At 58.4% G+C, this 13,424-nt stretch carries 16 protein-coding genes and 1 pseudogene; 12 read left to right on the plus strand and 5 right to left on the minus strand.

The window, feature by feature from the left end:
- The 4 genes from GSQ79_RS13825 to GSQ79_RS13840 all read left to right on the plus strand — a co-directional run.
- Positions 1 to 1,162 (plus strand): DUF927 domain-containing protein (locus GSQ79_RS13825; protein WP_158809334.1); only part of this gene is annotated, 1,162 nt, incomplete at its 5' end.
- A gap of 172 nt (positions 1,163 to 1,334) precedes the next feature.
- Positions 1,335 to 2,351, plus strand: coding sequence for a hypothetical protein (locus GSQ79_RS13830; RefSeq protein ID WP_158809284.1), 1,017 nt, complete (start codon positions 1,335 to 1,337; stop codon positions 2,349 to 2,351).
- A 403-nt stretch (positions 2,352 to 2,754) separates the two neighbouring features.
- Entirely contained in the window at positions 2,755 to 3,315 is a 561-nt protein-coding gene (locus GSQ79_RS13835; RefSeq protein ID WP_158809285.1) for a hypothetical protein, read from the plus strand.
- Position 3,316: 1 nt separating this feature from the next.
- A complete protein-coding gene (locus GSQ79_RS13840; protein WP_158809286.1) occupies positions 3,317 to 3,628 on the plus strand; it encodes a hypothetical protein in 312 nt (103 codons plus the stop codon).
- A 25-nt stretch (positions 3,629 to 3,653) separates the two neighbouring features.
- On the opposite strand, the gene GSQ79_RS13845 is transcribed toward GSQ79_RS13840, so the two are convergent.
- Positions 3,654 to 3,920, minus strand: a complete 267-nt coding sequence (locus GSQ79_RS13845; RefSeq protein ID WP_158809287.1) for a helix-turn-helix domain-containing protein — start codon at positions 3,918 to 3,920, stop codon at positions 3,654 to 3,656.
- Between the two features lie 17 nt (positions 3,921 to 3,937).
- Between GSQ79_RS13845 and GSQ79_RS13850 the strand changes: the two genes are divergently transcribed.
- The 3 genes from GSQ79_RS13850 to GSQ79_RS13860 are packed head-to-tail and all read left to right on the plus strand — an operon-like array spanning position 3,938 to position 5,702.
- Complete coding sequence (locus tag GSQ79_RS13850; protein WP_158809288.1) at positions 3,938 to 4,537, plus strand: hypothetical protein; 600 nt, start codon at positions 3,938 to 3,940, stop codon at positions 4,535 to 4,537.
- Between the two features lie 35 nt (positions 4,538 to 4,572).
- Positions 4,573 to 5,463 (plus strand): hypothetical protein, encoded by an 891-nt coding sequence (locus GSQ79_RS13855; protein WP_158809289.1) that lies wholly within the window; start codon positions 4,573 to 4,575, stop codon positions 5,461 to 5,463.
- Between the two features lie 38 nt (positions 5,464 to 5,501).
- Complete coding sequence (locus GSQ79_RS13860; RefSeq protein ID WP_158809290.1) at positions 5,502 to 5,702, plus strand: hypothetical protein; 201 nt, start codon at positions 5,502 to 5,504, stop codon at positions 5,700 to 5,702.
- A gap of 171 nt (positions 5,703 to 5,873) precedes the next feature.
- Here the strand turns inward: GSQ79_RS13860 and GSQ79_RS13865 are convergent, their stop codons facing one another.
- The 4 genes from GSQ79_RS13865 to GSQ79_RS13880 form a co-directional block, all read right to left on the minus strand.
- The gene (locus GSQ79_RS13865; RefSeq protein WP_158809291.1) at positions 5,874 to 6,389 is read right to left on the minus strand and encodes a hypothetical protein; all 516 of its coding nucleotides are present in this window, start codon (positions 6,387 to 6,389) and stop codon (positions 5,874 to 5,876) included.
- Entirely contained in the window at positions 6,389 to 6,889 is a 501-nt protein-coding gene (locus GSQ79_RS13870; RefSeq protein WP_158809292.1) for a MarR family winged helix-turn-helix transcriptional regulator, read from the minus strand. The genes GSQ79_RS13865 and GSQ79_RS13870 overlap by 1 nt, the downstream gene beginning before the upstream one ends.
- Positions 6,864 to 7,649, minus strand: a complete 786-nt coding sequence (locus tag GSQ79_RS13875) for an SDR family NAD(P)-dependent oxidoreductase (protein WP_158809293.1) — start codon at positions 7,647 to 7,649, stop codon at positions 6,864 to 6,866. The genes GSQ79_RS13870 and GSQ79_RS13875 overlap by 26 nt, the downstream gene beginning before the upstream one ends.
- Before the next feature lie 350 nt (positions 7,650 to 7,999).
- Positions 8,000 to 9,451 carry a methyl-accepting chemotaxis protein gene (locus GSQ79_RS13880; protein ID WP_158809294.1) on the minus strand — a complete coding sequence of 484 codons (1,452 nt, stop codon included), beginning with the start codon at positions 9,449 to 9,451 and terminating at the stop codon, positions 8,000 to 8,002.
- A gap of 871 nt (positions 9,452 to 10,322) precedes the next feature.
- On the opposite strand from GSQ79_RS13880, the gene GSQ79_RS13885 reads away from it, so the two are divergent.
- From GSQ79_RS13885 to GSQ79_RS13905, 5 genes and pseudogenes are all read left to right on the plus strand, one after another.
- Entirely contained in the window at positions 10,323 to 10,952 is a 630-nt protein-coding gene (locus GSQ79_RS13885; protein WP_158809295.1) for a DUF3455 domain-containing protein, read from the plus strand.
- A 160-nt stretch (positions 10,953 to 11,112) separates the two neighbouring features.
- Positions 11,113 to 11,604 (plus strand): annotated as a pseudogene (locus GSQ79_RS13890) (IS630 family transposase); the annotation flags it as partial.
- Between the two features lie 272 nt (positions 11,605 to 11,876).
- Positions 11,877 to 12,083 carry a hypothetical protein gene (locus GSQ79_RS13895; RefSeq protein WP_158809296.1) on the plus strand — a complete coding sequence of 69 codons (207 nt, stop codon included), beginning with the start codon at positions 11,877 to 11,879 and terminating at the stop codon, positions 12,081 to 12,083.
- Positions 12,084 to 12,117: 34 nt separating this feature from the next.
- Positions 12,118 to 12,333, plus strand: coding sequence for a hypothetical protein (locus tag GSQ79_RS13900; RefSeq protein WP_158809297.1), 216 nt, complete (start codon positions 12,118 to 12,120; stop codon positions 12,331 to 12,333).
- 31 nt (positions 12,334 to 12,364) lie between these two features.
- Positions 12,365 to 13,297, plus strand: a complete 933-nt coding sequence (locus GSQ79_RS13905; RefSeq protein ID WP_158809298.1) for a ketopantoate reductase family protein — start codon at positions 12,365 to 12,367, stop codon at positions 13,295 to 13,297.
- Positions 13,298 to 13,424 lie beyond the last annotated feature (127 nt).

Here is a 13,424-nt window from a genome sequence, read left to right on the forward strand (position 1 = left end):
TCCGAGTCGTTTTGGGAAATCGCAGATCCAACTGATGGCGGCCTCCGCAATTGGCTACGGCTTGGAAGAAGACCTCCCGACCCTCAACGCGACGCCAGCGGGGCTTATAGAAGCAGCCTTAACCTTCAACGATTGCATCCTTCCTATCAACGAAATTGGAACTGCACGGGGAAAGAGGAGCGAAAAATACCAAATTCTCCAAGGCACGACCTACGCATTGACGAGCGGAAAAGACGTCATGCGCCATTCGTCCTGGAGCGGTAGGAACTCAAGTGCGACATCCTTTAAGACCCTGCTCATTCTTTCATCGGAACTTTCTCCCGACGAGTGGGCGGCCAGGAGCGGCGAGACTCGGGACCCGGGCGAGACCGCTCGTCTAATCGGCGTCCCCGTAAAGGGAGGCAGGTATTTTTCGATCTTTGATTCATACCCTGATCTGGAGCCTAATAACCTCAAAGCGGATTGGGTGGGTCAGCAGTTTGCTTCCTTGCGGGAAGGTCTGCCGCAACAACGCGGCATCGCATTTCCGGCCTTCCTTGAAGCGTTAATTGCACGCGGATACGGCGGTCGCGCTACGGATGAGGAGAGGACAGAAACTTTTCGTTCAACGCATGAGGAGCAAGCGACAAACTTGATCAAGCGTGACATCATACGGAAGTTCGCGGTGATCTATGCTGGTGGTATGGCTGCGGTTGATGCGGGCGTCCTCCCATTCAGTGCAGACGAAATCTGGCACGCTATTTCGCTAACATGCCATAGGGCTTTACGCTCGATGGCTGACCCAAAAGCCGATCTCCGGGCTGATCTATTGAAGCTGAAGAGGCTGCTACAATCGGGAGGGATCATTGACGCCGATAACGCTTCGACTCGGCAAAAACGGAACATGGGTGGTGCAGATGGCTTCCATGAGAGCGAGGAGCCGGGCGTAAAATACGTTGTTCGCAGTTCGGGCTTCGCGAAGACCTTCTCGTCAAGTCCAAGGACACGTCGAGTGCTGGAGTGGTTGGATACCGAAGGCCACTTGCGACATCAGCGCGACTTCAAGCCGGGCGTGTCGAACGAGTGGGCACAGGTACAAACCATGTGGCCAAACAATCAGCGAGTTCGATCTATCGTTCTCTACTTCCCGGACGGCCTCGACGTTCTTGATCTCGATGCCTAAGCGGACCTACAGGAGACAGGGGCGGCGGTCACTGCCGCTCCCGTGGTGCAGCTTCCCCCTTTGCCTTATTCAAGGCGGTTGAGGAAGAGCTTCGCAGGCGTAACCCAACCGTCTTGACGTTGGCTAAAGCCGACGGGCTAGGAAGCTGGCGCTTTTCCTTTCGAACGGTCAGATGTTGGACGCTTGGCAGCACCTCATTCGCCTCACCCGGCCGGCGCTGCTTCTTGCTCCAAGGATTTTTCTTGAAGATGTCTCTTCCGGGCTTGAGGCGAACGGCATTCAAAGTGCGGTTGCCCAGCATGACAGCGCGGCCATCGTGGATTGGATCCTGACGCTCGCTAACCTTCAAGGCATCAGTGACCGTGCGGCTGCGAGCTTCGCCGTCAAGCACGGCGACCTACAATCCGTGGAGATTTACGCGGCGCTTGCTGCTCGCCCTTCTTGTCCGCGGCTTCGGCATTATTGGGCGTTCAGTGACTGCGGCTACCGCAAGTCAGCCGATACCTGCAGCGAGCCGCATCATCTGCCACTTTGCCCCTTGCCACGTCACCCGCTTCGCAAAGGCGCTTTGAACCAAGCCGCGATCTCGCTAGCACTATTCGTTCGTGATGTTTGCGATGGCGACCTCGTCAGCTGGATCGACGTGCGGCTCGCAGCTGCTGATCCCGGTAAGCGCGTTGCTAATCGTGCTGCATTGATGCGTGCGGCGCTGCTCGAACCGTTGAGCCACGTCTACGGAATCGGTCCGAAGCTGTGGTCGATGACGCTCGCGGATTTGCTGCTTGGCGGCGACCCTAAACGCGAGCGATGGACCACGACCGGCGCGTCGATGATCGCCATCGATAGCCTAATTCACAATGTCCTCCATCGCATTGGGATCCTTGATCGCTTCGATGCCGCGCACGTTCCTGGCCCAGGCTGCTACGCGCCTGGCGGTTGCGCCGACCTCATCAGCGGCCTTGCAAGTCGAATTGATGCTCGCGAGTTCGACGCCGATTTTCCAGCCTGTTTTCCACGCTTCGTCCAGTACGCGATTTGGCATTTTTGTGCGGAAGGCGGCTGGGGCATTTGCAACGGCCGACGCATCGATGATCGGCATCGGTGCGATCAGCAATACTGCCCATCGTATCGAAGCTGCGACCGACTTGCGCTTAAGCTGCCAACCGATTCCGCCCAGCCAGCGCCTTGAGATACGCGGGTCGATGCGCTGGTTCGGAAGCGGCAGCCTTGACCGGCATTGAAGCCCCCCCGTGGCCGCCGTCAGGCGTGAAGTCGCGATACCCGGTCGAAGCGGCCCGCACACCTCGCGCGGCTTTCTAGGGCCGCCTCAGCCTTGAACAACCAAGCTGCCTATGATCGGCCAAATCGCCGAAAGGTTAAAATTTCAACGTTTAAGCTAGAGCTTGACAATAACGCTGGTTTGTTTTAGGGTAAGATTGCTAGGGCTTCGCCTAGCCGCCTGAGGCCAATATGAAGCTTGCCTTCACTGACCTGTCGCCACCTTGGCAATGCTCGATCAGCAGCCCCCAGCACCAGTCCACCTCGACCATCACAGGCCCCAATCCGGGGCCTTTTTTTATGCGGAGATCGCAATGGGAAAAATGAAAGCCATTGAAGCAAACGAAGTAACGTCCCCGCCAGCCTTGATCGTTTTTGGAAGAGACGAGAGTGCGAAAGCACATGCAGCATGGTTCGCCGAAGCCGATGCTGAGTTAGCAGTTCGCGCAGCCGGCCTGATGGGCATGCATGTGCTTCGAGTTACCACCGACGAACAGCGCGCTATTGCGCTTGAATTGGCGGTCGGAAAAATATGGAATCAGACAGGCAAGGGCTTCGTACCATTCTGCAAGATGGCAGTCTTTGATCGGCTCAACGCGTTCCCAGAAGCTTTCGCGCCAGCCGCCCCAGAAGTGGCCGAAGTCGAACCGCTGCCCGAAGTGACCTGCGTGCCTTCAGGCTGGGATGAAGTCGTCGTCGGTTCGCTCGTGCTCGCGAACGACGGCGACAACGCTGGCTGGTTCGAAAGCATCGTCATCGAAGACAAGGGCGAGTCGTTGCTTGTGTTGCGTTGGCGTGATTGGCCCGATCAACCAGCCTTCGTGCGGCGGCGCGATGACCTTGGGCTGTTACCACCCGACTCACCAGCGGCGTGACTTGAGCATCGCGGAAGCCATCGACCGTAACCGATTGGCAGTCGCTCGCTACATCGAGGCCGCTAACCAAGCTGATGATGTCTGGACGAGCCAACGCGACCCGCCGCAACACGTCACGGAAGGCGACCGCGCCGCCTACGACGTTGCGAGCAGCGCGGCGCGCGAGGCCTTGGATGCGCTATTTGCCATTGTGCCGGCAACCGCAGTCGAGATCCGCCAGCTGCTCACCTACGTTCAGTCAGTGGATCGTGACGGAAGCGGTTTACGGGCTGCTGTTGCCAGCGTGCTCGCATCGCCGGTGCTGTCAGCCTAGCCGCACCCTTTGCGGCAGGTTCGGCCTATCGCGCGCCCGGCTTCCGCCCGCGTTTTAATGGCTCGGGCTCGGCGGCCTCGGCGTCGGGGATCAAAAAGAGGTCCGAAATATCGACACTCAGGGCCGAGGCAAGGCGGTCGAGCAGATCAACGCTTGGATTGAACTCTGAGCGTTCAAGGCCAGAAACGTAGGTGCGATCAACGTCAGCATCAACAGCGAGGCTCTCCTGCGACAGCGCGCGTTCGATGCGGATCCGCCGAAGGTTTTTAGCAATGCGCTCGCGCCCGATCATGCGCGACGGAGACCAACTTGCCGCGCTTTAAACCATCGAATATGTTCGACATTTATAAGGGCGGCTGCCGCGAGGGTTTGAGGTGGCGGTTCGATAACTGCCGGATAAACGGCAGCAGCGACACAGTAAGGAGGGAAAGCTACATGGATTTCTATGAGTCGCTATTGCTTATTCCAAAGACCATTTTCTTAAAGAAGTCGGACCACTTAAAGATGATAATCGGAAATGCTTTGTACGCGTCGGCTTTCGTCGCAGCCTCAATAGCATGCTCGACAACGTTAATGAGCTTCGCTGATGCAGAAGACGCGCCGCCGTTCACGGTTATGAAGCGGCAAGAACAGGTCGAGGGAATGTCAGAATATCACGGTTATCCCGGCCAAGGTTATTGGACGCCGACTTACAGCGCCGCAGAATTTCTGTCGATCACCTCGAAAATAGACTCTCTGACGATTCAAAAGATCACAGCAAATCGCGGAAACTGCGCGGTGCTGCCGCTGCAGCCGCTGCCCGCGACCCTTAAGTTTGGCGAGGTTTTGAAAGTGCGATTGGGTTGCAACCCACTAGAGGTGGTCACCGACACCAGCGAAGGATCCAATACCTCGAGCTGGGACCAGTAGCTGCAATGCGAAGCTTTGAGGTTGCCCGCCTGCCGATGCTGAACGAGCGCGGCGAATGGCTCGACATTCAACCAGCAACCTGGGATGTCAGGTTCGACCGCCGCGTTGGCGAACTCAGCGTTCGGTTCGCCAAAACCAACGAGGTCTTGGACCTCAAGAACCTTCTAGCGATATGGTTCGGCGATGAGCGTCAGGTCACCGACGTGAAGCGCACCATCGGGCGCATGGCGCTAACCGGCATCGGGGCCAGCCTATTTTCGAAAGGGGAAGCTGGTGGATTGGGAGCGGGACTGCTCGACCTGAGTTTGCGTGGCAAGGAACAGAAACTGATCGTCTCGGGAACATTGATTTTCCGCAACAGTGCAGCAATCAGCTTCTCGCTTCCGCGCGTCGAGTTCGATCAATTCGCCAAATTCGTTCCGCCCCATGCTTTTGAGGAAGGCGCGGCTGAGCAAGCTGTCACATCGTTCGGCCTGCTTGAACGCATGCGCGCCGACGGGCGGCGGGTGCTTGCCGAGCTTGCTGGCGACTATGACAGCGCCCACGCCCGCGTGCAGCTGTTGAAGGCCGATAGCGAGGCCGGTGCCACTTTCAGCTTACGTGACGAAGCCCGGCAGGCTGCAGCGGCGGCCCAGGTCGAGGTTGATAATCTAAAGTTTTTGCTCGTCGGCTTGCTATTCGACCACGGCATTCCGCCCCGCCAGTTTTTGGCTCAAGAGAAAAGCCGAGGAAGCCTTGAAGCCATGTTCGCATTGAAGGAAGCCGCGCCAGCCGAAGCGCATGCAGCTGCCGATGTGGCCCCACAGGGAGGCGGTTTATCCGGTCCTCCAATGGACGTTGAAAATCTAAAGACCCACATAAGCCGGAAGGTATGGATCATACTGATCGTTGTCATAGTGCTGCTGCTTATATTTGTCTTTTCCTGAGGCAGCCCCGGACTTGAGCCCTTTCGAGCCGATTGAAAATGAAAAAGCTGACGGTTCAGCTCGAACCGTCAGCATGGACAATGCCTCGGTTCGCAACGAAATTCGATGCTGAAAAGGCCCATGGGCCGCGTTTCGAAGCCTTTGCAGGCCGGCGGCCCTGCATTCGGCTGATTGCCACGTACGAGCCCCTCAAAGCGCACCGGGCGGCTCAGTCGCCCAAGCTATTTAATGCCGATTGATTGCGACGCGGCGACGCCGCACGGCAGTTAGCGGGCTGCGTAAGCCGACGCACCCCCGCCAAGCGGTTCTGATGTCAAGCAGGAACGACGCGTTATGGCCGAGACGGGACAGTTAGCTGGTAACAGACAGTTGTTTCACGCATCAAAGGTCACGCGTGAAGTTTCGGCGATTTAGATCGCGTCGTGGCTGCGCCTACGAAATGCCGCGTAGAGCATGGCAAGGGTGACGAAGAAGAGCGTGTGCGCCGCCGCGAACCAAAGCACTCCTGGTGCGGTGAGGTGAGCCGAACCCGCAACTCGTTCGCCCGTTGCAGGCAAGAGAACGAATGCATTCAGCAACCAGACCATCAGAGCGTAGATCATCCCTTTGACGAAGGGTCGACCCGGCAAGTGTGGTTCGATTGCGAAGGCATAGGCAATAGCCATCGCCATGCCGACAGCCAGATGGAAACCCGTCTGGAAAGCCGACGAAGTGACCGGTGGGCCGGCCAAAGAGGCCCAGACGCCAGCCACCCCGAACAGTTGGAGGACCGGCGTCAACCAGGGCGTAATCAAGCGCAACAAGCCGCCTTTCGCGGTGGCCAATGGAATAAGGTCCGCGACCTTGAGTGCCAGCGTGTTCAGAATGATCGCTATGCTTCCCGCCGCGAGCGTCGCATTCAATGCAGGTCTGCCGGCTTCACCCATCACGACTTCCTTCGAGGCGCGCCGCCGGGACCAGCTTCTGCGCCTTTCAGTCGCTGGACGACGTCGACCAGCGTGCGTGCCTCTTTCTCCCGGATGTGGCGCAAGACATGCTGGCGGATCGAGGCCGCGTGGACCGGCCGCGCCGTCGCGATGGCGTCGCGGCCGGCTTGCAGGATCGAGACTTGCACACCGATACCCGCTGCGGGGCAATCGCGACGCAGGAGCGCGCGGCTCTGCATGCGCGTGAGCTGATGGGACAACCGGGCCTTCTGCCAGCCTAGCAATTTCGCTAGCTCATGCTGGTGAAGGGTGCCGCCGCCGAGATCTTCAAGCCGCGACAGGATGCCGAAATCCGCGCCGGACAGCCCTGACGCGGCCTCGATGTCGGCTCCAACAAGCGACAGCGCCGTCTCGCTCAAACGTTTCAGAGCGTGCCAGACTGCCATTTCACTTGGAGCAAGGGGACGGCCGTCGTCAGACACGCTTTGCTGCTCCAGCATAGGTCTTGACCGGAAAGCGGGCCGCGAAACCTTTGAACATCTCGCGCTGTATGTCGCGGTGCGCGGCGAACGCGTCCGTCGCGGTCATCCCGAAGCCGATTTCCAGCTCATCGCTCTCGACCAGGGCAGTGAAGACCGCGTCGCAAAACTCATCTAGCGGCACGCCATGTGTGGCACCCGTACCGGCGAGCTTCGTGGCGACGGCGGGCGGAATCAACTCCTTGACAGCAATCCTAGTGTCGCAGAGCGCGTGGCGCAGGGTGACCGTGTAGCTGTGGAGCGCCGCCTTGCAGGCGCTGTAGACCGGCGCGAAGGGCTGCGGGATATTTGCGCCCCCGGAAGTCACATTGACGACCATGCCGGTGCGTCCACTGTTCACCATTACCGGCACAAGCAGGCTGTTGAGATGAACCGGGCCGGCCAGCAGGATGTCAATCTCGGTCTGCCTTTCGGCCCAAGACGCTGTGTCCATCGCGAGCGAGACGCGGCGCTGGATGCCGGCATTGTTGATGACGACGGAAAGGTTCGGTAGCAAATTCTGCGCGTCGCGAGCAAGGGCTTCCCGCGCCGATGGACTGCCCATATCGCTCACATGGGTCAGAAGGCCCGGGTGGCTCGCAGCTGCTGCCCGGAGACGCGCTTCCTCGCGTCCCGTCACGAGGACGCGTGCGCCTGCCGCGAGATAGCGTTGCGCCAGTCCGAGCCCGATACCGACAGAGCCGCCGGTGATAAGGACCTGTGCATGTTCCTGGGATGTCATGACAACCTTTTTACATGATAGGGGTTGATATGACAACCCCCATCATCGCTTACGAGGCCGCCTAAGCTCACCCTTAATGTCCGCGTTCGATAGCTAGGTTATATCCGCGCAACGGCCACTTTGGGCGCAGTGCCGACCGGCGGCATATCCGCGTGTTCTGGCCGCTAGCCAACTGGCAGTAGCCGGCGATAGCGTCCGTATCGCTGCCGCTTCCTCGACTGCCCAACGGATCTCGATCCTGCATACCCTTTGCGCACCGATTCGAGGTGTCGAGCGCGCGTGCGAATCAAGCGCAGGGCCCTGCGAGACGTTGATGGGTCTTGACCTTCGGAGGATATCAGCATAGCGCCTCAAGTGACCGTGCAACGAGCAAGTTGCCCTGCCGCTCGGCTTAGTTCTTGGCCCTGCTGATGTAATTGACCAGAACTGGCGCTTAAGGTTTGCGACGAGCTAATTGCTTCTGCCGTTGTTGAACGAAGCGCATCGAGATAGTGAGCGCCTCCAGCGATCGTCTTGCGGGCTCGTGAGACACTTTCGGCAATGCTGCAGGAAGCATCGCGATATAGGGCACTCACCCGGGTAATTTCAGTAGCTTCATGCTGCACTGTCTCGATCTCCTTCCGGACAAGCGACAGAGACCTCGTTGACTGGAGAGCGGACTGTTTGAGCAGGTCGATTTGGTGGGCGATCTCTCGCGTCGCATTGCTAACGTGTTTTGAGAGCTCCTTGACCTCTGAAGCCACGACGGCAAAGCCGCGCCCCGCAGCACCGGCACGAGCGGCTTCAATCGTCGCGTTTAGGGCCAGCAGATTGGTCTGCGCAGCGATGACACCAATCATTCCGCTCATTTGACCAACGCCGGCTATCTTTGCTTGCAGATCAGTGAACACTTCCACGGCGTTTCTAAGGATGTCCGTTGTACCGCCAGCTATGGCTGCGATGCGCTCCGCGTGGTTGCTCGCTTGGCCTGTCAGCGTCTCAAGGCTTTGTGCTGCCTCACTCGCATTTTTGATTTCTTCAGAGGCGTCCGTGCTGACACGGTCCACGTTTGACCGGCTTGCATCAACATCCTCTGCCATTCTCAAGACAATACTGGCTCCTGCTTCTACACTGGCGGTCGTAACCGATAAGCGTGTCGCGACATTCTCCAAAGCGTCCATCAGCGTTTGATTACGAGCCCTTTGCGCATGCTCATTCATCGTTAAGGAGAGGCGCTCGGCCACATACGACATCAACTCAAGAAGATCTTCATCAAGCTCAGCGGCCTCCCGCAAAAAAAACTCGAGGACGACTTCGACGCGGTCGTTAGCGAAAACTGGAAAAGCAAAACAGCCGCGGAGCCCATTGGCGCGAGCTGCTTCGGCTCGAAGATAGCTTGGGATGGTGGTTACGTCGTCATAGGAGAGCGCTTTTCCCTCGGTGGCTACCTTTCCAATGAGTCCAGAGCCGAGGCCCCTATCAGTTGTAAAAACAATCCGCTCGGAGGCGATGACAAACTCGGTTGCGGAGCACGTATTCAGTGATGGCGCGAGGTACCAAATCCGCATCGATTCGACACTGCTTCCGTCTGAAGTGCGTCGATAGGCGTGGCCGATTTGCCAACCGGTGAACGAAACAATCAATTCAAGGCATTGTTGGGTCGCGAGCTCGAAAGTTGGCGCAGTCGCGCAAGCGCGTGACACGCCATTGAGTAAGGCTAAGGTTGTCGCGAGACTAAAGTGCGTTACTGCCCGGTGATGGCGAAGCGCGCTACCACTGGTTACCCCATCAACCAATCGCTTGAAAGAAATAAACTTTCGCATTTTGTCCTGCAGAAAAGGAAAGCGCTAGCTCCGTTTGATCTTAAACATGACACACACTTGATGAACGATTTGCGGACAAAGAGCCTCCGCGTGCACATCGTCATGCGGCTCGCTTCGATGTTACCCACAATCTGTCAAGCGGTCGGCTTCTCGGATCAGGAGCACCGATGTTTGCTGGCGGTGATTAAAACTTCAGCGAATTGGTGTTAAATCGGGCGGCGTTAGACTTAAAATTTGCACACTCGAGTAGGCGCTCCTTTTTGAACGAGCCGATGGCCGATGCAACTGCAAGCAGAGTTGACGGCTTGCCGGACGTCAAGCTTGGGGTTCGCATGCGCCACGCGCGTCTTGCCATTGCGCCTGCGATTGAAGGACCTGGCGGAGCAGGTTGCGTGCTCGAAAAGTTTGTTGTCCAAAATCGTAAGGGGCAACATCCCATCATCCCATCATCCCGGCATCGGGAAAGACGGGGCTCGGCGTTTCCTTCGCAACCTGGGGGATCACGCCGCGAAAGTCGTCGAATTGAACACGCCAGCGACGCTCTGAGCGAGAAATACGCGTTGCAACGACAGCTTTCTGCCAGGTCGACGGCAGCGTTCGCTGTCTAGCATGGACGCAGTGTAGACTGGCTGCTGTACGACATGTTCTGGCCGAAAAGGGAGCGGCAGGTCTCGGGATCGCTTGGCGGTATAGCGGCCGTATCGCTGTCCAAGCCGGTGCTGCAGCTTGAAACACCACCGTGCGCCGCGGGAGCGACCGCAAGCGCCATATTCAACGAGCCAGGAAAAATGGGTCCGTGGCCGGTCGATCAAGTGCGTTCTAAACGTAAGGCGGCTTTCTATCTTTTTTGCGTAGACGCCGGGCACCCTATATGGACGACACGTTGCATTTCCGTGTGATGAAGATGAAGGATACGCAAATGCGCGCTGGAACCCCCTGGCTTGAGCAAGCCCGCTTTCTATGTGCAAACGTGGCATCGAGAGACCTTGTCAGATTATTGCTGTCGTTTTTCTCCCTTCTTGGCCTATCTTCAGCGTCGTCCACTTCGGCATCTTCTGGCGCCGTCGCAGATCCGATTGCCGTGGAAAATGGCGTAAAGATTATGACTCTGCAGGCGGTCGGTGTGCAGATCTACGAGTGTTCGACGGTTGGATCGGACGGCGCTAAGTGGCGACTCCGCGAGCCGCTCGCGTCACTTATGAGAGACGGCAAGACGGTAGGGCGCCACTACGCAGGCCCTACTTGGGAACTTTCATTAGGTGAAGCGATCGTCGGAAAGGTCGATGCCGAAAGTCCAGGTGTCACAAATGCCGATGTTCCCCGCCTCAGGCTCGCGGTCGTCGGGCGAAGTGGCGGAGGGCCTTTAATTAAAGCGGACGTCGTGCAAAGGCTCAATACGAAAGGTGGCGCGTTCGCGGGGCCGTGCAATGCGATCGGCACATTCCATCTTGAGCCGTATTCGGCTGACTATGTGTTTTTCCGTACTTCAACGAAGGACTAGCAGTCGCCCGATCAGCATTGCTTAAAAAGAAGGCCATTCGGGTGTCCGCCCCCGGCAGCTTCGGAAGTCATGGCTTATCGTCACATTCCAGTCCGTCTTGATTTGCGTGCGAACGTGGAAGTGGCGCGCTTAAGGAGCCTTGGGTTGCCAGGTGCGAAAAGTCCGGCTCGGTTAAATTGAAGGCGTTACCCACGACTACGTCCGCCATGGGACGACGACGTTGTCTGCTGCGCTCGACATCGTTAACGGACAGGTCATGACGCAATGCCGAATTCGCCATCGCCACCAGGAGTTCTTGGGCTTCCTGAAACACATCGAGGCTAACGTGCCGAGCGATCTCGATCTGCACCTCGTCGTCGACAACTACGCGGCCCACAAGCATCCGAAGGTTCGCGCGTGGTTGGCCGAGCGACCTCGCTTCACCCTGCATTTCACACCGACCTATGCATCCTGGATGAACCAAGTCGAGCGCTGGTTCGGCCTGATCACACAGCGCCAGATCCGGCGCGGCTCATTCATCAGCGCCAAAGATCTCGTGGCCAAGATCGAAGCGTTCGTCGCTGCCTACAACGTTCACGCAAAGCCGTTTCAATGGACCGCCACTAGCGACGCAATCTTCGCCAAACTAGAAAAGCTAAGTAAAGCTATTTAAGGGACAGCACACTAGTTCAGTGCTTCGATTTTGCGTCGCCGCCAGCATCAGGAGTTAGGCAGACGGAAAAAGTGCCATCCTTGTGAACAACCCGGTCCAGCTCGACGGTGACGCTTGGGTCCTCATCACAGACATAGTGTGCTTCATTATCAAATTTCGTACGAAGTTAGCGAAGAATTTTTGGTTCGCAAGTCGATGACGAAAAATTGACTTGCGCACGAGTGTGGACTGTTCAGCCTATTTGTGTCGAATGTTAGGGGGTGGGTTGTCGCATGACCTATTCTGATGCTCCGAAAGTGGTTGGAAGTGCTGCATCTCACAGCGAAAGCGAAGTCATTGCCGCCGCCCGATTGATCCTCGCCGATCGGGATGTTTCGGATCACGAAATTTATCAAGCACGTACGGCATTAAGCCGCATTAGAGCCAAAAGATATCAAGCTGAGATAGCCGAAAAGGGCGGTGATGTAGCTGTGCCTTGACGCTGCCCTGGAGAGGCCAAAGGTCGTTGTCTCGATGTCGATTGGGGCGGCTGAAGTGATCCTACAGATCAGTCCGATTCTTGAGCGGCTGACGCCCACCATCCCGGGTGCCCACTATGTGGTGCAGAAGGGAGCGCCCACCTCGTTTGAACACCTCACCATGGCCCATCCCAAGCTCTGGGCTCAGCATGTAGGCGCGTTCATGCGGGAATTGGACGGCGCCAAGCCGGCCAGCCCGCCGCATACCTGATCGATCCGGCCGCCCAAAAAGGAAGACCGAGATGAGTTTCAAGATCCTGATCGTCGGGGCAGGCGCCGTGGGCGGCTACTTCGGCGCTCGCCTGGCGGCAGCCGGACGGGACGTCACCTTCCTCGTCCGTCCCAAACGGGCAGAGGCGCTGCGCGGGCAGGGTCTGCAGGTGAAAAGCCCCCTGGGCGACCTGACCTTGCAGCCCAAGCTGGCGACGGCCGAGGATCTCTCGGGGCCCTTCGACCTGATCTTCCTCGGCGTCAAGGGCTACGCTCTCGAGGCCGCCATGCAGGACCTGGCTGCGGCGGTGGGGCCTGGCTCCATAATTCTCCCGGTGTTGAACGGCATGGCCCATATGGGCCGGTTGGAGGCGCGCTTCGGTCGGGACGCCCTCATCGGCGGCGCCTGCCGTGTCGCGGTAACGCTCGAAGACGGCGTGATCCGCCAGCTAAACCCGCTGCAGCAGATCGGCTATGGTGAGTTGGACGGGACCGTGAGCGAGCGTATCCGCGCCGTCGATGCCGCCATGCACGGCCTGGGCTTCGACGCGGCGATCTCCACCCGGATCATGCCGGATATGTGGGACAAGTGGGTGCAACTCGCCAGCCTCGGCGCCGCCACCTGCCTGCTCCGCGGCACCGTCGGCGAGATCGTCGCTGTTTCCGGGGGGCAAGCCACGGCGCTGGCGGTCCTGCAGGAGGCCGCCGACGTGGCGCGCTCCAGCGGCTATCCCCCGTCGGAGGGGTTGATGAGCGCCACAGCGGCCATGCTGAGCCAGCAAGGCTCGCCCTTTGCGTCCTCAATGTACCGAGACCTCATGGGCGGCGCCCAGGTCGAGGTAGACGAGATCCTGCAGGATCTCGTCGATCGCGGCCACGCCAAGGGGATTGAAACGCCGCTGCTGCAGGCCGCCGCCACACAACTCCACATCTATCAGGCCGCGAAAGCCGGACTGCACGCTTGAGTCAACCCACTCCGTTGGCCTCGGCTGAGCCCCCGTCTTTGCGCCGACCTCAGAGTTCCAGCAGTAGAAGCTCAGGACTCATTGATCGATCCAGAAGATGACGGTGGCCGCGATGCAGATGGCTGAC

The organism is Beijerinckia sp. L45 (assembly GCF_009765775.1).
GTDB lineage: Bacteria > Pseudomonadota > Alphaproteobacteria > Rhizobiales > Beijerinckiaceae > RH-AL1.